The sequence below is a fragment of the Streptomyces yokosukanensis genome, from assembly GCF_001514035.1.
GTDB classification, from domain to species: domain Bacteria; phylum Actinomycetota; class Actinomycetes; order Streptomycetales; family Streptomycetaceae; genus Streptomyces; species Streptomyces yokosukanensis.
In genome coordinates this window covers 302,468-319,287 of the sequence record NZ_KQ948210.1, presented here as the reverse complement: position 1 = coordinate 319,287, position 16,820 = coordinate 302,468, and the positions used below count along the sequence as shown (strand labels likewise).

The following is a 16,820-nucleotide window of genomic DNA, read 5'->3' as shown; positions in this document are numbered from 1 at the left end:
TCGCGTGCAGTCTGCCCCGATGCGGCCGGGAGCACCAGTGCACGCGGAGTGCCCGCGCCGGCCCGCCGGAGCACTCCCGCCAAATGCGCCCCCGGATGCTTCATGCACCTGGGCCCCAGTGCGGCTTTGGGCGGCTCAAAGATGCGTTTATGCAGGTGGGAAGCGGTGTGAAAGATGCCTATGCTCAAGGTGCCGGCCGCGTGGGGCGTCGTCGGCGCCGAGCGTAAGGAGCACCGCCGTGAGCACCACCCGCCAGACCAGTACCGGCGCCACCCTCGACGTCGACCGCAGCGACGCCGCCTACCGTGACTGGCTGAAAGAGGCCGTCCGAAAGGTTCAGGCCGATGTCAATCGATCGGCGGACACGCACCTGCTGCGCTTCCCGCTGCCCGAGCACTGGGGCATCGACCTCTACCTGAAGGACGAGTCGACGCACCCCACCGGGAGCCTCAAGCACCGCCTCGCCCGCTCCCTGTTCCTCTACGGCCTCTGCAATGGCTGGATCCGGCCCGGCCGCCCGGTGATCGAGGCGTCCAGCGGCTCCACCGCCGTCTCCGAGGCCTACTTCGCCAAGCTGATCGGCGTGCCCTTCATCGCGGTCATGCCGCGCACGACGAGCGCCGAGAAGTGCCGCCTCATCGAGTTCCATGGCGGACAGTGCCACTTCGTGGACGACTCCCGGAAGATGTACGAGGAGTCCGCCCGCCTCGCGGTGGAGACCGGCGGCCACTACATGGACCAGTTCACCTACGCCGAGCGGGCCACCGACTGGCGCGGCAACAACAACATCGCCGAATCCATCTTCCGCCAGCTGGAGTTGGAGCGGTTCCCGGAGCCGGCCTGGATCGTCGCCACGGCGGGCACCGGCGGCACCTCCGCGACCCTCGCCCGCTATGTGCACTACATGCAGTACGACACCCGTATCTGCGTCGCCGACCCGGACAACTCCTGCTTCTTCGAGGGCTGGACCGCCGGCGATCCGGACGTCACCTGCGACTGCGGCTCCCGGATCGAGGGCATCGGCCGGCCGCGCATGGAGCCGAGCTTCGTGCCCGGTGCGATCGACCGGATGATGAAGGTGCCGGACGCGGCCAGTGTCGCCGCCGTACGCGCCCTGGAGGGGGCCATCGGCCGCAAGGCGGGCGGCTCCACGGGCACCGGACTGTGGAGCGCGCTGAAGATCGTCTCCGAGATGGTGGCGGAGGGCCGCCGGGGCAGTGTCGTCACCCTGCTCTGCGACCCGGGCGACCGCTACCTCGACAAGTACTACTCCGACAGCTGGCTCGTGGAGCAGGGTCTGGACATCACGCCGTACGCCGCGGCGATCGACTCGTTCCTGGCCACGGGTGTGTGGCGGGACTGAGCCGGTCCCGCTCCCACGGCAGCCGTCGCCCAACGGGCGGGTGACGGGGCTGTGTGGGTTTGGTGACGTCTCAATCGGCCTTCTCGTCAAGCTGGTTGTGTCTGAGCGACTGATAAGATCATCCCACTTTTCAGTGGGCTGACGGCGTGTCACCTTGCGCGCCGGGGGGACAGTCTCAGAAGCACCATCGCGCTCATACGTTCCTGGCGCGATGCGACTTGAAGAGAGTCTCATGACGTCATTGACCCAGGATCCACTGCTGTGGATCTTGCTGGTGGTGCTCATCGCTGCGATCGCCGCAGTGATGCGGGCCCGGAGAACCAATATGGCGCTCCGAAGAACGAGGAAGGACCTGGAGACAGGGCTGGGCGAGGCCCGCGGCGACGTCGGTCAGCTGCACACGCACATCGCCACCCTGAGCGCACAGCACCAGCGTGATCTCGCGGACGTGCGGGGGGATGCCGAGGCGGCGACCAAGGCGGTGCTGAAGTCCGCGATGGGCACGCTCCAGTCGCTCGCCGAGGAACAGCAGGTCCTCCTCGACAGCCTGCTCAAGAAGTACGGCGACACCACGGACGTCCTGGCCGACCTGATGTCGGTCGACCACACCGGCAGTCAGTTCGGCCGCCGCGCCAAGGGCATCTCCGTGCTGTGCGGCGGATGGCTGGGCAGGCGTGACGGCGTCGCCACGGTCTACGACGTGGCCCGCAGCGCCCAGGGCAGGATCAAGGACTTCAACCGGGTCAGCGTCCACTCGCAGGTGGGCGTCTCGCTCGCCGGCAAGGCCGTCGAGCCGGTCGCCGTCGTGCTGGCCGAACTGCTGGACAACGCGACGAACTACAGCGCGCCCGGCACGCCCGTGGAAGTCAACATCCAGGCCGTACCGACCGGCGTGTGCTTCATCGTGGACGATGCCGGACTCGGCATGGACCAGGAGACCAAGGACCGCGCGGCGGCTCTGCTGTCCGTGGACGGTCCCGTCGACATCACCGGTCTCGGCGATCCGCCGCGGTTCGGCTTCGCCGTGTGCGGCATGCTCGCCGCCCGCTACGGCTTCGCCGTCTCCGTCGGCTCCGTGTCCCCCTATGGCGGAGTGCGTGCAGTGATTCGTGTGCCCGAAAGTCTCCTCGCGGCCGACGCTCCTTCCCCCGCGGCCGACGCCCAGGACGCCGCCGCGAGCCAGGAGGCGGCTCCCCAGAGGCTGGCGTCGGTCCCGGCCGTGGGCCCCTCGCACGTGGTCGGAACGACGCAGGGAGGGCTGCCCAAACGCCGCCGCCGGGAACGCCCCGTCGCGGTGGTCCCGGCCCTCGACGCCGCAGGCCAGGAGGGGACGCCCGAGTCGGCCAGCGAGGTCACGGCGTCGCGCCTCGGGGCGTTCGCGCGCGGAACCCAGCTCGGGCGCACCACGAACTCCACGGAAGGACCTGAGTACAAGTGAAGATCGACCTGTCCTGGGTGCTGAACGACGTGCTCGAGGTACGCGGAGCCCGGCACGCGGTCCTCGTCTCGGGTGACGGCATGCTGCTGCAGCGCTCCGACGACATCGGCCGCGACGACGCCGAGACGAACGCCGCCGCGATGAGTTCGATGCAGTCGCTGAGCCGTGCCGTCGCGGGGTTCGTGGGTGCGGGACACGGGATCTGGAAGCAGACGCTGCTGGAGTACGACGGCGGCTGGATCTTCCTGATCGCCGCCGGTCAGGGTTCGTACCTCGCCGTCTCGGCCGCGCTGGACGTGGACATGGAGGCCATGTCGTTCCGCATGCAGAAGACGGTGTCCGGCCTGAGCAAGGCGATGAGCGTGGCGCCGCGCTCGGACAACGGCGTGGGCGCATGAGGGCGCGCGGCGAGGAAGCCTCCGTCACCAGCGAATTCGTCCGCTCCTACGTCATCACCGGCGGCCGCAGCCTGCCGGCCGCGGACGATCTGGCGCTGCACACGCTCGTCACCCTGGCCCCCGAGCGGACACCTCCGCTGGGGGCCGGCCCCGAGGTGATGGCGATCTGGAAGCTGATCGCGGGCGGGTACCTGTCGGTCGCCGAAGTGGCCGGCCACGTGGGACTGCCGGTGGGGGTGGCCCGGCTGCTGCTGACCGACTTATTCGAGCAGGGACACCTCCTGCGCCGCGCCGAGCCGCCCCGGGCTCAGAACGTTGACAGAGCGACCCTCGAGAAGGTTCTGAATGGACTCCAATCCCTCATCGGCTGAGACGGCCCCTGGATCCATCTACGTCTCCAGCGCGGTGACCGATGCCGCCAAGATCCTCGTCGTCGGGCACTTCGCGGTGGGCAAGACGACCTTGATCGGCTCGCTGTCGGAGATCACCCCACTGCGGACCGAGGAGAAGATGACCCAGGCGTCCGTGCACGTGGACGACCTCAGAGGCGTGACGGACAAGACCACCACGACCGTGGCGCTGGACTTCGGCCGGCTGACGCTCAGCGACGAACTCGTGCTGTACCTGTTCGGCACCCCCGGGCAGCAGCGCTTCATGCAGCTGTGGGAGGACATGGCCCGCGGCGCGCTCGGGGCACTGCTCCTGGTCGACCCCGCCCGGCTGGAGGAGACCTTCCCCGTCATCGACCTCGTCGAGGGGTACGGCCTCGAGTACGCCATCGCGGTCAACGGCTTCCAGTCGGACCGGGTGTACGAGGAGGCGGAGGTGCGCGAGGCGCTCGATCTGCTCCCGGACACTCCCGTCGTCTACTGCGACGCCCGCGACCGGCAGTCCTCCGCCCACGCGCTGATCGCGCTCGTGCGCCACCTGCTCACCCGAGCCGCCTGACCCGCCCCCCTCTCCCCGCCCGGACCATCCCCCGGACCATCGGCCCGGAAGCAGAAGGAACCTCATGGACCGTCAGTCAGCCCCGGCCCCGGCCGGCGCCAGATGCCCCATGCACGACGCGGCGTTCGCCGCCGACCCCCACCAGGTCTACGACGGGTTGCGTGCCCACGGTCCGGCCGGACCGGTCGAACTCGCCCCCGGCATCGACGCCACCCTCGTCGTCGGCCACGAGACGGCCCTGCGCGTACTGCAGAACTCCACGCTGTTCGCCCGGGACGCCCGCCGCTGGAGGGCCCTCGCCGAGGGGCGGATCGGGCTGGACCACCCGGTACTGCCGATGATGGCGTACCGCCCCAACTGCCTGTTCACCGACGGCGCCGTGCATCTGCGGCTGCGCAAGGCCGTCACGGACAGCCTCGCCCGGCTCAACATCACCCGAATACGGCGCGACGTCGAGCCCCTCGCCGACTACCTCATCGACCAGTTCAGCGAGCGAGGCCGCGCCGACCTCCTCAACGACTACGCCAAGCTGCTGCCGCTGCTGCTGTTCAACAAGCTCTTCGGCTGCCCGGCGGACATCGGTGACACCCTCACCAGCTCCATGTCCGCGATCTTCGACGGCAAGGACGCCCTGCGCGCCAACGAGGAACTCACCTCCTGCCTCATGGAGTTGATCGCCCTCAAGCGCCGCCGGCCCGGCGACGACATGACCTCCTGGCTGATCCAGCACCCCGCCGGGCTGACCGACGAGGAACTCAAGGACCAGCTGGTCATGCTGATGGGCGCCGGCGTCGAACCCGAGCGCAATCTGATCGGCAACGCCCTGCTCCTGCTGCTGTCGCCCGACACGAGCGGACGCGACTCCGGGCTGCTGATCGAGGAGGCGATCGATCACGTGCTGTGGAACCAGACGCCGATTGCCAACTACGCCACCCACTACCCGGTCCAGGACGTGGACTTCGGGGGAGTGGTGGCCGAGGCGGGCACCCCCGTCGTCATCAGCTTCGCCGCGGCCAACAGCGATCCCGCGCTGAACGAGGCCCGCCGGATGCACAGCAAGGGTGCCCACCTGGCGTGGGGAGCCGGTCCGCACGCCTGCCCCGCCAAGGATCCGGCGCAGGTCATCGCCGTCACCGCGATCGAGAAGCTCCTCAACGCCCTGCCCGACCTGATCCTGGCCGTCCCCGAGAAGGACCTGGAATGGCGGCCGGGCCCGTTCCACCGGGCGCTGGCCGCGCTGCCCGTGGCGTTCACCCCGACCCCGGCCACCCGCATGGCCTCCGCGGTGCAGAACCGGACCGTCCCCGCCGCGGCGGAGCAGCCGCTGCCGACGGCGCCGGTCGCCGCCGCCCGTCAGGAACCGGCCAGGAAGAAGGGCTTCTGGAGCACCTTCCTCGACATCTTTCGCGTCTGATGTCGGGATTTTCTCGTGATGTCATGAATTTCTCGTGAGACTGATGTGCAGCATGTGACGGGAGCAACACTGGCAGGCGCATGACGAAGGAGAGGGGAAGGGTAGGTTCCGCCGGTATCGGTAACGCCCAGCCGCAGAGGAGCTTCGCGTGACCGCCGTCGGCGACATACGCGGTACCACCATCGACCGCCGAGCCGTCATCCCCTTCCTTCGTCGCCTCCGCTCCGATGAGGGGCAGGTCGATCCCCGCCCGATCTGGGACGAACTGCGCGCACTGGGCGAACTGGTGCCCGCTCCCTGGGGCGGGTACTTCGTGACCGGATTCGACACCTGCAGCCAGGTCCTGCGCGGAAGGAACTGGCTGGTACCGGACTTCGCCTGGCAGGAACGCCGATCCGACACGGCACGCTGGCAGGACCCGGCGACGCGGGAGATGACACGGACGCTCTCCCGCCTCAACGCGCCCGCGCACACCTTCCAGCGCCGCGCACTGGGGAACCTCTTCGACCGGGGGACTCTGGAGGCCATGCGGCCCCAGATCACCGCCCATGTCACGGGGCTCCTGGACCGCCTCGGCCTACAGCTGCGCGCCCATGGCCAGGCCGACTTCGCCACCACGGTCGGCGACCAGCTGCCGATCCACACCGTCGGCCGGTGGCTGGCCGTCCCGGCCGAGCACTACCCCCGCATCCTGGACTTCACCCACCGTCAGGTCCACGCCCAGGAACTGCTCCCCACCAGGAAGGAACTGGCGATCTCGGCCCAGGCCACCCTGGAGATGCGGGAGTTCTTCACCGACCTCGTCGCCCACCGCCGCGCCCACCCCGGTGACGACGTCCTCACCGGCTGGATCCGCTACTGGGACGCCCAGTACCCCGACGACCGGGCGGCGGCGGACCAGATGCTGTACGACCTGACGATGTTCATCACCATCGCCTCCCTGGAGACCACCGCGACGCTGCTGACCAACGCCGTGTGGTTCCTGACCCGGGACCCGGCCGGGGCCGACTGGCTGCGCCGGCACCCCGAGCACGTCGACGACGCGATCGACGAGGCGCTGCGCTACGACCCACCGATCCATCTCAACTCCCGCTTCGCGGCCGAGGACACCGTCCTCGCGGGCGTTCCCATCGCCAAGGACACCACCGTCCACGTCCTGTACGGCGCCGCCAACCACGACCCGCGCCGCAACGCCGAACCCCATGTCTTCGACCTCCGGCGCAAGGGCGGCCACCTCACGTTCGGCGGCGGCGCCCACTACTGCCTCGGTACGGCGCTGGCCCGCATGGAGGCCCGGATTCTGCTCACCCAGCTGCTGGAACGATTCCCCACCCTGCGGCCGGCCGCAGACCCGACGTATGCGAACCGGATGGTCTTCCGCCGCATCACCTCCCTGAAAGTGACGACATGACTGCCCTCCCCCTCGCGACCCTCCCCACCGGCGCCCTACGGCGGACCCTGCGGACCCACCGGGAGGGTCCCGTCCTCACCATCGAGCTGAACACCCCCGAGCCGGGCAACACGGTCAGCGACGCCCTGCTGGACGACCTCCTGGCGGTCCTGCAGGACCAGGACCCGGCGGTCCGGGTCGTCGTACTCGCGGGGAGCGGCGACGACTTCTGTCTCGGCGGGGACCGCGGCGAGTTCACCCGGCAGCTCGCCCACGACCCCCTGGGCAGTGACATCCGGATGACGGGGATCAAGGCACGGCGCGTCTGCGACGCCCTGACCACGAACCCGGCCGTCACCATCGCGCGCGTCCACGGCAAGGCCATCGGCGCGGGCTTCGCCCTGGCCCTCGCGTGCGATCTGCGGGTGGGCTCCGAGGACGCGACCTTCCGGCTGCCCGAACTCGCGCTCGGGCTGCCCATCGCGTGGGGAGGACTCCTGCCCCGCCTCATCAGCGAGGTCGGCGCCGCCCGTGTCCGTGAGATCGTCCTCACCGGCCGGGCCGTCACGGCTGCGGAGGCCCGGTCCCTGTCGATCCTGCAGCGGGTCGTGCCCGCTCATGAGCTGGACGCGGCCGTCGCCGAGTGGGCCAGGCCCATCGTCCGCCGCCCCCAGTCGGCACTGCGGGTCACCAAGACGCTGCTCAACTCGCTGTCCGCGGCCTCGCGTCTGGCCGACGTCTCCGCGCTGGACGCGGAACTGATGGCCGCGGTGGTGGCCGAGGCGCACCATGCCCGAGGCGCCGGCTGATCAGCGCCCCGCCAGGCGCCGGTCCAAGGACGTCACCGCGTTGCGGAAGGCGCGGCCCAGACCCACCCGGGCCAGCCCGAGAACGAACCGGAACGGTGCCGTCCCATCGGCGGCGAAGGTCCACTGCACCAGCGTGCCGCTGCCACGAGGAGTCAGCCGCCACTCCTCGGCCAGGGCGCGGGCGCCCGGCGCGTTGGTGGAGTCGACGCGGTAGGCGTACACCTCGGGCGCCTTCGCCACCAGGATCGTCTCCGCGAACCAGGTCCCGCCCTTGAGCCGGATCTCGCGCCCGGCCCCGCCGTCGGTGGGCCGGGCGAGCTTCACCGCCGAGAACCACCGCGGCCAGCCGGGCACGTCCTCCGCGAGCGCGCGGAAGACCTGTTCGGGGGGCGCGGAGATCTCCCGGGCGAAGACCAGCCGGACGGGCGCGTGCCCGGTGAAGTCGATGTCCACCGGGCGCAGACGACGAGCCATGGACCGTGAACCCCCTTGTGCCACTCCCGCAGTGCGGTCAACCGGGCAGAGGGCCACCATAGCTGACGGGCTCTCAGATGTCTGTGTCGTCTTCCCCGGGCTCGCCCGCCACCAGCACGCGCAGATGCTCCGAGATCTCCGCGCGGGCCTCGGCCGGCAGACCCGCGTCGGTGACGAGCGTGTCCACCTGCTCCAGCGTGGCGAAGGAACTCAGGCCCACCGTGCCCCACTTGGTGTGGTCGGCGACCACCACGACCCGGCGCGCGGAGTGCACCAGCCGCCGGTTCGTCTCCGCCTCCGCGAGGTTCGGCGTGGACAGACCGGCCTCGACCGATATGCCGTGCACCCCGAGGAACAGCAGATCGAAGTGGAGGGCGGCGATCGCCTGGTCCGCCACCGGTCCCACCAGCGAGTCCGACGGCGTCCGCACGCCGCCGGTCAGCACCACCGTGGCCGCGCCCTGCCGCTGGCCCGAGGTGCGCTGCGCCGCGTGGAAGACGTCCGCGACCCGCACCGAGTTCGTCACGACGGTCAGATCGGGCACCTCCAGCAGGTGCTGCGCGAGCGCGTACGTCGTCGTACCGCCGGACAGGGCGATCGCCGTACCCGGCGTGACCAGCCCCGCGGCGGCCCGTGCGATGTCCTCCTTGGCCGTCAGCTCCAGACCCGACTTGGCCTCGAAGCCCGGCTCGTGGGTGCTGGCCTCGACCACGGGCACCGCGCCGCCGTGCACCTTCTCCAGCACGCCCTGGCGGGCGAGGGCATCCAGGTCACGACGGACCGTCATGTCCGACACACCGAGCTTGCGGGTCAGTTCGTTGACGCGCACACCGCCCCGGCGCCGGACCTCGTCCAGGATCATGGCGCGACGCTGCTCCGCGAGGAGGTTCTGATTCTCGCTCACGTACGCTCCGGTCCTTTCGCCGCCATCCGTCCGACACACCCGGCGCACCGCCTCCGACCAGGACGTACCGTCCGTCCGGAGATGCGCGGGCGTTCCATCTTTTCACGGGTCGGCACGGGTTGCGCCACCACCCGTCACGCCCCCGTCCGCCCTCGCCGTCGCGGCCGCCGTCACACGGATCGGGGAGATTCCGTGCCGAGAGGTGTACACCGCCACCGCAGCGGACAACCTGAAGCCCGCATCGACACTTGCCTTCGGCGCGTCACGGGGGTGCGAGAACAGTGGACCGCGCACAGGAACGCCCGGCCGGGCAGCGGACCGACAACGATGCCGGGCCGGAGCCCGAGCTGGAGTTGCTGGTGCACGGAGTGGGCGGGACCACTCCCGAGGAGATGCTCGGCGACCCGCGTACCGTCCGGGTGACCGGTGACGACACGGCGGCCGTCTTCCGGCGTGCCGAAGACGCCGAGGCCGACGAAGCCCCCCGGGACGAGCCCGTCCAGGAGGCGTACGTCTGGTCCAACCTCACCTCCGGCGACAGCAGCCGCGCCCTGTGGCTGGTGCTGCTGCCGTTCATGGTGGTCAACCTCGCCCACTGGATGCGCCCCGCCGCACCCGGCCGGCGCCGCGCCGTCCGCCTGTACGGCCTCCTCGTCCGGCTGGCCGCCCTCACCCTGACCGTGCTGCTGGTGGCCGCCGCCTGCGAGGTGGCCCTGGACCTGGTGGCCTGGCAGTGCGCCGGCGTCCACGACTGCGCCCACCGCCACTCCTGGCTGTCCTTCCTCACCCCCAGGGCCTCCGAGGCCGCCGGCGGGCACGGCAGCTGGTGGAGCCTGCCCGGCCGCCGGCTCGGCCTCGCCGCCCTGGTGCCGGCCGCCCTGATCTGCCTGCTCTGGTACCTGTCGCACCGCACCTGGAGCGCGTACGAGTCCCACCGGCCCATGGCCCACGATCCCGAACCGGACACCGACGGCAGCGCACTGGCCATGCCCGGCTTCTGGTACGGGCGCCGCCTCGTGGCCCGGCTGCGCGCCGCGCACACCGCCGCCGCGCTGCTGACGGTCGCCGCCGCCGTGGCCGCCCCGGCGGCCCGCTTCGACCACCGGCCCGACGGCCCCGCCGCCCTGGACGTCCTGAGCTGGCTGCTCACCGCGGCGCTGCTCGCCTGGGCGGCGGTGGCGGTGACCGCCATCTGCCGCCGGGGCCGCAGCGAGACCCGTCTCGACCAGCGACTCGACGGGCATCTCGTCCGCGGCCTGCCGCTCGGCGCGCTCGCCCTGCTGCTGCTCACCATGGTCTACGCCGGCTGGGCCCGGCCCGGCTGGCGGTCCGCCGGGCGACTGCCGGGCGACCCGGCCTTCGGCGCCCTCATGCTGGCCCAGGGACTGCTGGTCGTCGCGCTCGCCGTGGTGGCCCGGGACCTGTACCGCCGGAGCCCCGACCCCCGGGCCGGGATGCGCGGACTGAGCGGACCGGCCGTCGCGCTGCTCGCCTGCGCGCTCGGCGGCGTGATGTCCGGCGGGGTCGCGCAACGCGTCGCCGACTGGCTGGACGGCACCCGCGCCCTGCTGCCGGGGCCGCCGGTCCTGCTCACCTGGCAGGCGTCCACGATCCCGCCGGTCCTCGCGGCCCTGCTGGTCCTCGTCGTCGGCCTCGGCATCCGGACCGCCCGGCTGGCCCGCACCGAACGCGACCGGGTGCGCCACGAGCATCCCGGCGAACCCGAGGACCCGGGCCGTACGCACACCATCGCGCAGGTCCGCGCGATGGCGACGCTCACCGACCGGGTCCCTCTCGTCGTCGCCGTGCTCACCGCCACCACCCTGGTCCTCGGTGCCGTGGCCCTGGCCGGCGCACTCGCCACCGGGAAGACACCCGACGGAGCAGCCGGCCGCACCTACGACGCCGTACAGGCCGTCGCCGAGACCTCGCAGGCGTTGGGCTCCTGGCTGGTCGGCCTGGGCTTCGTCCTCTTCGTGACCTGGGGCAGGCGCGCCTACAAGGACGCCTCGGCACGCCGCACGATCGGCATCCTCTGGGACGTCGGCACCTTCTGGCCGCGTGCCGCCCACCCCTTTGCGCCACCGTGCTACGCCGAGCGCGCCGTACCGGACCTGACCTGGCGCATGGCCACCTGGACCCGGCGCACCGGGGGCCGCCTCGTCCTCTCCGGCCACTCCCAGGGCAGCGTCCTCGCCGCGGCGGCCGCCTGGCAGCTCCCCCCGTCCGTCCGGGGCCGGATCGCGCTGCTCACCTACGGCTCCCCGCTGGAGCGGCTCTACGGCCGCTGGTTCCCGGCGCACTTCGGGCCGTCCGCGCTCGCCGCCCTGCACCGCGACGTCGCCTGCTGGGGCAACCTCTACCGGCGCACCGACCCCATCGGCGGGCCCGTCCGCGTCCCCGACGACACCGCACCCGAGGTCGACCACGCACCTCTCGAGGACCCGCTCGCCTACGGCCGCACGCCCGCGCACCCGCTGCCGGCACCCATCCTCGGCCACTCCGACTACCAGGCGGACCCCGCCTTCGCCCGGGAACGCACCCGCCTGCTGAACAGGCTGCGCCCGAAGCTGCCGGGGCAACGGCCGCAGACCGGCGCGGGCGGGGGCCGGACGGGGCAGACCGGCTAGGCCGCGTCCACGAGCACCGTGCTCCGCACGACCCGGAACGGGGCGAAGGCCCGCTCGCCGCCTGCGACGAGCAGGAACACATGGACGCCTCGGGGCCGGGCGCTCAGGGCAGCTCCGGCAGGTCCTCCGCGAACAGCAGGGTCAGATCGTCCGTGCTGGGGTCCGCGAGGTGTGCGACGCGGCTCGCGTGCCGCTCCACCATCGCCTCGAACGTCTGCCGGGCCGTGCGGCCGTTGCCGAACGCCGGGCCCTTCGGGATCGCCGTGAAGTACTTCAGCAGCGCCTCGGACGCGCCCGGCGTCAGCCGGTACTCGTGCTCGTCGGCCTGCTGCTCCACGATCCGCAGCAGTTCGTCGGGGCCGTAGTCGCCGAAGGTGATCGTGCGGGAGAAGCGGGAGGCGACACCGGGGTTGACGGAGAGGAAGCGCTCCATCTCCGCCGTGTAGCCGGCGACGATCACCACCACCGCGTCCCGGTGGTCCTCCATCAGCTTCACCAGCGTGTCGATGGCCTCCTTGCCGAAGTCGCGCCCGGCGTCCTCCGGCGACAGCGCGTACGCCTCGTCGATGAACAGCACACCGCCGCGCGCCTTCTGGAACGCCTCCTGGGTGCGGATCGCCGTGGAGCCGATGTGCTCGCCGACCAGGTCGACCCGGGACACCTCCATCAGATGCCCCTTCTCCAGCACCCCGAGGGAGGCGAGGATCTCGCCGTAGAGCCGGGCCACCGTCGTCTTGCCGGTGCCGGGAGAGCCGGTGAAGACCAGATGCCGCTTGACCGAGGCCGCCTTCAGGCCCGCCTGCTGCCGGCGCCGGCCCACCTCGATCATGTCGGTCAGCGCCCGCACCTCTCGCTTGACGCTCTCCAGGCCCACCAGCGCGTCGAGTTCACCGAGCACGTCCTTCGACGTCCGCACCGCCTTCTCCGGCTCGACGGCGGCGGCGATCAGCGGCTCCTGCTCCGTGCTGCGCTGCCCGGGGATCGAGCCGAGCAGACCGGGGGAGTACGACGCCGTCTGCACGGCGGTCTCGCGGGATGCGGGCGGACGCAGGCCGGCGCTCTCGTCGCTGGTGCAGTCCTCCACGACCGGTCCGGTCCCGGAGCCGGCGTCGGGGCCCGCGTCGGCGAACTCGTAACCGCCGCGCGCACAGCGCTCCGTACGGCACTTGCGCAGAGTCGCCCGGCAGCCGTCGATCACATGGAAGCCGTACCCGGCGCTCCCGCTGACCCGGCAGTTCAGGAAGCTGCCGCGCCCGCCCGCCGAGACGTAGAAGCCGGCCTCGGCGGGGGAGTCGACCGTGCAGCGCTCGATCGTCGGATCGGCGCCCTTGGTCACGATGACACCGGTCTGGGTGCCGTCCAGGGTGCAGTTGTTGAGCGTGCCGCCGCTGCCGTGGTCGCGGAACCACGCCCCGGTCGCCGCCTCCCGGATGCGGCAGTCGTCGAGCTGCGCCGTCGCCCCGTCGCTCACCGACACCGCCGTGTTGCGCACCTGGGAGAGGTCGCTGTCCACGACGTCCGCGCGTGAGCCGCGGTCCAGCACGAACAGCGCGTCCGGCACGTCGTGCACCCGGCAGGAGTCCAGGACGGCGGTGGCGCCGTCGCTGACCCACACCGCCGGATAGTCGCCCGTGCTGTCGAAGATCTCGCACTGATGGGCGTCCACGCGGGTGCCGGGGTCCCACACCGACAGGCCGTTGCGCCCGAACTGACGGACCGTGGTGCGGGTCAGCGTGAGCACCGAGCGGGAGCGCAGGTCGACCGCGTTCTCGGGGATGTCATGGATGCGGCAGTCGGCGAGGGTGAGCACCGCGTCCGTGTCGAGGGTGACGCCGTCGGCGGTGGTGCGGTGCACATCGCAGTCCGTGAGATGCGCCGTCGCCCGCTGGGTGACCTGCACGCCCGCACCGCGGACCTCGTAGATCTCGCAACCCACCGCCTCCAGCGCGGAGTTCTCGCCGGTCGCGGAGAGCCCCGTGCCGGCGGCGTGGTGCACCCGGCAGCGCTCCAGGCGCGGATGGGCACCGCCATGGACCGCCACCCCGGCCTGCCCGGCTGCGACGACCTCGCACTCCTCGAACACCCCGCCCCCGCCGTCGAGTACGGCGATGCCGATGCCGGCCGGGTTGTCGACGGTGCAGCGGCGCACGGTCGGGCGGGCGCCGCCGCGCACCTCGATGCCGGCGGCGGATCGCGTGACGATCCGCACGTCCGTCAGCTCGGGCGTGCCCTCCTCGACGAGCAGGGCGGGCGCCGCCGCGTCCTGGCCCTCCACGTGCAGGTCGTGCACCACGGCCGAGGCGCGCACGGTGAGCGGCACTCCGTCCACGGGCGCGATCCGCACCGAGCCGGGGGAGCCCTCGGGGCCACGGAGCGTCACCGCCCGCTGCACCACGAGGTTTTCCCGGTAGGTGCCCGGTGCGATGGTGAGGACGTCGCCGTCGGTGGCGGCCTCCAGGGCGGCGGCGAGCGATGCGTACTCACCTGTGCGGCGCCGCCATCGCGACGTACCGGTGTGCGTCACCTGGACCGTGCCCTGTGCCATGGCGTTGCTGTGCCCCCACCTCGTCGTACTGATGGCTCGATCCCGTAGGGGCCGTGCCGCCGGTGCCGGGGTCGCGACCGTGCTCAGCTCTGGGCTGGTGCGCGCTCGTGCTCCCGAAAACCTGCGGGCCCCTACGGTTCGCTCATCCGCGGGTTGTCGCCGAAAGCGCTTCGGCCGGTCCACCGTAGCGTGTGCGTGCACGGTGGGTTGACCAGAGCCGGAAGGCGGTCAACTGCCGGTGCCCGCCTTGCCCCAGTCCGGGCCCGCCCGGTCCCAGGCCTGGTCCCAGCGTGCGTACCGACTGCGGACCATGCGCCACACGGCGAACCGGCGGGCGCATTCGACCAGGGCCGTGGCGAGCAGGGCCGCGCCGATCCCGGCCAGCACGGCGTGCGTCGTCGCGGTGGGGGAGTCCAGCGGTCGGGTCGTTATTCGGCCGTGCGGGTCGGTCCAGAGCCCGAAGTGGTCCCCGGTGTGCGGCGACTTGAGGTCCGCGAGGGCCGGGCCGTGCCGGAGGGTGCCGTCCGGTGCCGTCCAGTCCGCGAGGACACGGCTGCGGCTCTCGCGCGCCGCCGTGGTCTCGGGGTCGGTGTCCAGCGGGGCATCGCCCAGATCACGCACCACCGTGGCCAGGACGAGACGGCGCGTGTGGTGCTGCTCGCGCACCGATCGCTGCAGCGAGTCCTGGGCGGCGGCGCCGACCAGGCAGCCGGTCACGGGCGCGGCCACGACGATCAGCACCAGTGCCACGAGCGCCGCCCACGCCTCGGCCAGGTCGGTCGTGCGGCGCAGCGCATTGCCCCGCCAGCGCCACAGGCCGGTGATGGCCCGCATCTCCCCACCCCCTTTCGCTCCGTCATAGCTGCCCGGCCACGCGCGCGGGCGCGACCCGGAGCAAGAGAGAGCGACATCACGTCCACCGCGGACGGTCGCGAACGCGGCTTCTCATGAACCTCTCATCCCCCCAACGACCGGAACCCCCCTCCGGTTCCCCCCTACCGCTCCGTCGTCGCGGACCGGTCCAGCACCCGGACCGGGTCCCCGACCCTGATCGTGCCGGGTGTGAGGGGTACGAGGTTCTGGCCGAAGATCAGTCTTGTGCCGACCTTGCGATGACGCGCCAGGGTGCGCAGGGGCTCACGGCCGCGTACCGCCGTGTCCTGGTCGACCGTGGTGACGACACAGCGCCCGCTCGCCTTCGCGACGCGGAAGACGACCTCGCCGACGGAGATCCGTGACCAGTGGTCCTCGGCCCAGGCCTCGGTGCCGGCGACCACGACGTTGGGCCGGAAGCGGTCCATCGGCAGCGGGCCCTCGTGGGCGAGAGGGCCCTCGCAGATGCGGGAGTTCAGCGCGTGCAGGGACGCCGTCGTGGTGATCAACAGGGGGTAGCCGTCGGCGAAGCTGACGGTCTCGCCGGGCAGGGCGTACTCCGGATCGACCGGGCGGCGGGTGGCCGGATCGTCCATGTGCACCAGGCGGACGTCCGCCCCCAGGTAGCTGCTGCACCAGGCGTGTGCGGCGGGTGCGGCCGGGACCGCCTCGACCTTGGTGCCGAACACGTTCACCGGCTCGGTCCCGGTCGGCTCGGGCACGGCGACCGTCAGCGGTGCGAGGCCGGGCGCGGACAGACGGACGCCGCCGCCGGGCAGAAGCTCGGCGGCGGCCAGCGCGAGGCGCGGCTGCTCACGCTGGGTGACGACCTTTCCCCCGTGGTCGATCAGTGTCCAGCGTCGGTCTCCGGCCAGGCCCCAGGGCTCCACCACAGCCTCCCGAGGCGCGTGCCCCCGGAACGCCTTGACCGGATGGACGTGGATCGACTGCACTTCGGCGCTTCCCATACCGCCATCGTGCCAGCAGGCACCGACAGCGGTGGGGGCGCCCGTCAGTAGCCGCGGTACTGCTGGTTGTTGTACGGGTCCTGGTACGGAGCGGGCGCGGGCCGCGGCGCGGCCGGGCGCATGGCCTCGTATCCCGTGCCCATGCCCATCGGGCGCTGCTGCTGCGGAGCCTGCGGGGCGGGATAGCCGCGCGGCGCGCTGGCCTGCTGCGGGATGTACGCGGTGGGCGCCTGCTGCAGCGGTGCGGGCTGCGGCGTCTGCGGGTAGCCGTAGGCGGGGGCCTGCGGGGAGGGAGCTGCCGGGAGGGCGGGCAGTGCCGACGGCAGGGCGGGCAGGTTGCTGCCCATGTCGTAGGCGGCGGGGACCCGGATCGGGGCGATCTGCGGGGTGCCACGCTCGGCGACGAGCGAGTCGTAGATCGGGGTGTCCGGGAAGGAGGCGGAGTAGTAGCCGCCACCATAAGTGGAGCGGGGGGAGGTCATGGCACATAAGTTAAGCCCACGATGTGCTCGTTGGGGAGACCGATAAGAGGGTTGTTTTCCGTGTCCGCAGTGACCGGGGATCCCCAATCCGAGCGAACTTGGCAAAATAGGACGTCGATCGACGTTTTGATCGTGTAAAGGGCGAGTTCCTGCGGGGTTACCGGCAGTTGGCCGACGATCTCTC

The 16,820-nt window shown here is 71.8% G+C and carries 15 protein-coding genes; 9 read left to right on the top strand and 6 right to left on the bottom strand.

The annotated features are described in order from the left end of the window. Positions 1 to 238 precede the first annotated feature (238 nt). The 8 genes from AQI95_RS14190 to AQI95_RS14155 all read left to right on the top strand — a co-directional run bounded on the left by AQI95_RS14190 (position 239) and on the right by AQI95_RS14155 (position 7,760). The gene (locus tag AQI95_RS14190) at positions 239 to 1,363 is read left to right on the top strand and encodes a PLP-dependent cysteine synthase family protein (protein WP_067122313.1); all 1,125 of its coding nucleotides are present in this window, start codon (positions 239 to 241) and stop codon (positions 1,361 to 1,363) included. 232 nt (positions 1,364 to 1,595) lie between these two features. Beyond that, the gene (locus AQI95_RS14185) at positions 1,596 to 2,801 is read left to right on the top strand and encodes an ATP-binding protein (RefSeq protein WP_208614168.1); all 1,206 of its coding nucleotides are present in this window, start codon (positions 1,596 to 1,598) and stop codon (positions 2,799 to 2,801) included. After that, positions 2,798 to 3,199, top strand: coding sequence for a roadblock/LC7 domain-containing protein (locus tag AQI95_RS14180; protein WP_067122307.1), 402 nt, complete (start codon positions 2,798 to 2,800; stop codon positions 3,197 to 3,199). The genes AQI95_RS14185 and AQI95_RS14180 overlap by 4 nt, the downstream gene beginning before the upstream one ends. Next, a complete protein-coding gene (locus AQI95_RS14175; protein ID WP_067122304.1) occupies positions 3,196 to 3,570 on the top strand; it encodes a DUF742 domain-containing protein in 375 nt (124 codons plus the stop codon). The genes AQI95_RS14180 and AQI95_RS14175 overlap by 4 nt, the downstream gene beginning before the upstream one ends. Further along, the gene (locus AQI95_RS14170; RefSeq protein ID WP_067122300.1) at positions 3,545 to 4,147 is read left to right on the top strand and encodes a GTP-binding protein; all 603 of its coding nucleotides are present in this window, start codon (positions 3,545 to 3,547) and stop codon (positions 4,145 to 4,147) included. Before AQI95_RS14175 ends, AQI95_RS14170 begins: the two co-directional genes overlap by 26 nt. 109 nt (positions 4,148 to 4,256) lie before the next feature. Next, entirely contained in the window at positions 4,257 to 5,561 is a 1,305-nt protein-coding gene (locus tag AQI95_RS14165; protein WP_067123101.1) for a cytochrome P450 family protein, read from the top strand. A gap of 148 nt (positions 5,562 to 5,709) precedes the next feature. Beyond that, positions 5,710 to 6,972: a cytochrome P450 gene (locus tag AQI95_RS14160; RefSeq protein ID WP_067122297.1), complete on the top strand. Its 1,263-nt coding sequence runs from the start codon at positions 5,710 to 5,712 to the stop codon at positions 6,970 to 6,972. Next, positions 6,969 to 7,760, top strand: coding sequence for an enoyl-CoA hydratase/isomerase family protein (locus AQI95_RS14155; protein ID WP_067122295.1), 792 nt, complete (start codon positions 6,969 to 6,971; stop codon positions 7,758 to 7,760). Before AQI95_RS14160 ends, AQI95_RS14155 begins: the two co-directional genes overlap by 4 nt. Here the strand turns inward: AQI95_RS14155 and AQI95_RS14150 are convergent, their stop codons facing one another. After that, on the bottom strand, positions 7,761 to 8,234 hold the full coding sequence (locus AQI95_RS14150) for an SRPBCC family protein (RefSeq protein ID WP_067122292.1): 474 nt from the start codon (positions 8,232 to 8,234) through the stop codon (positions 7,761 to 7,763). 73 nt (positions 8,235 to 8,307) lie between these two features. Further along, entirely contained in the window at positions 8,308 to 9,138 is an 831-nt protein-coding gene (locus AQI95_RS14145) for a DeoR/GlpR family DNA-binding transcription regulator (protein ID WP_067122289.1), read from the bottom strand. A 281-nt stretch (positions 9,139 to 9,419) separates the two neighbouring features. Here AQI95_RS14145 and AQI95_RS14140 point away from each other — a divergent pair, with 281 nt between their 5' ends. Further along, entirely contained in the window at positions 9,420 to 11,768 is a 2,349-nt protein-coding gene (locus tag AQI95_RS14140; protein WP_067122286.1) for a hypothetical protein, read from the top strand. 103 nt (positions 11,769 to 11,871) lie between these two features. Here AQI95_RS14140 and AQI95_RS14135 read toward each other — a convergent pair whose 3' ends face one another. From AQI95_RS14135 to AQI95_RS14120, 4 genes are all read right to left on the bottom strand, one after another. Further along, on the bottom strand, positions 11,872 to 14,313 hold the full coding sequence (locus tag AQI95_RS14135) for a right-handed parallel beta-helix repeat-containing protein (RefSeq protein ID WP_067122283.1): 2,442 nt from the start codon (positions 14,311 to 14,313) through the stop codon (positions 11,872 to 11,874). Between the two features lie 228 nt (positions 14,314 to 14,541). Then, on the bottom strand, positions 14,542 to 15,147 hold the full coding sequence (locus AQI95_RS14130; protein WP_067122279.1) for an Rv1733c family protein: 606 nt from the start codon (positions 15,145 to 15,147) through the stop codon (positions 14,542 to 14,544). Between the two features lie 161 nt (positions 15,148 to 15,308). Then, the gene (locus AQI95_RS14125; protein WP_067122276.1) at positions 15,309 to 16,154 is read right to left on the bottom strand and encodes an MOSC domain-containing protein; all 846 of its coding nucleotides are present in this window, start codon (positions 16,152 to 16,154) and stop codon (positions 15,309 to 15,311) included. Between the two features lie 44 nt (positions 16,155 to 16,198). Further along, complete coding sequence (locus AQI95_RS14120) at positions 16,199 to 16,636, bottom strand: DUF6643 family protein (protein WP_067122273.1); 438 nt, start codon at positions 16,634 to 16,636, stop codon at positions 16,199 to 16,201. Positions 16,637 to 16,820: the final 184 nt, after the last annotated feature.

Bases quoted from the DNA above. Each gene is read 5' to 3' on its own strand.
- AQI95_RS14175 (WP_067122304.1), top strand. From the start codon at position 3,196: ATGAGGGCGCGCGGCGAGGAAGCCTCCGTCACCAGCGAATTCGTCCGC.
- AQI95_RS14130 (WP_067122279.1), bottom strand. From the start codon at position 15,147: ATGCGGGCCATCACCGGCCTGTGGCGCTGGCGGGGCAATGCGCTGCGC.
- AQI95_RS14170 (WP_067122300.1), top strand. From the start codon at position 3,545: ATGGACTCCAATCCCTCATCGGCTGAGACGGCCCCTGGATCCATCTAC.
- AQI95_RS14125 (WP_067122276.1), bottom strand. From the start codon at position 16,154: ATGGGAAGCGCCGAAGTGCAGTCGATCCACGTCCATCCGGTCAAGGCG.
- AQI95_RS14185 (WP_208614168.1), top strand. From the start codon at position 1,596: ATGACGTCATTGACCCAGGATCCACTGCTGTGGATCTTGCTGGTGGTG.
- AQI95_RS14165 (WP_067123101.1), top strand. From the start codon at position 4,257: ATGCACGACGCGGCGTTCGCCGCCGACCCCCACCAGGTCTACGACGGG.
- AQI95_RS14135 (WP_067122283.1), bottom strand. From the start codon at position 14,313: ATGGCACAGGGCACGGTCCAGGTGACGCACACCGGTACGTCGCGATGG.
- AQI95_RS14120 (WP_067122273.1), bottom strand. From the start codon at position 16,636: ATGACCTCCCCCCGCTCCACTTATGGTGGCGGCTACTACTCCGCCTCC.
- AQI95_RS14150 (WP_067122292.1), bottom strand. From the start codon at position 8,234: ATGGCTCGTCGTCTGCGCCCGGTGGACATCGACTTCACCGGGCACGCG.
- AQI95_RS14155 (WP_067122295.1), top strand. From the start codon at position 6,969: ATGACTGCCCTCCCCCTCGCGACCCTCCCCACCGGCGCCCTACGGCGG.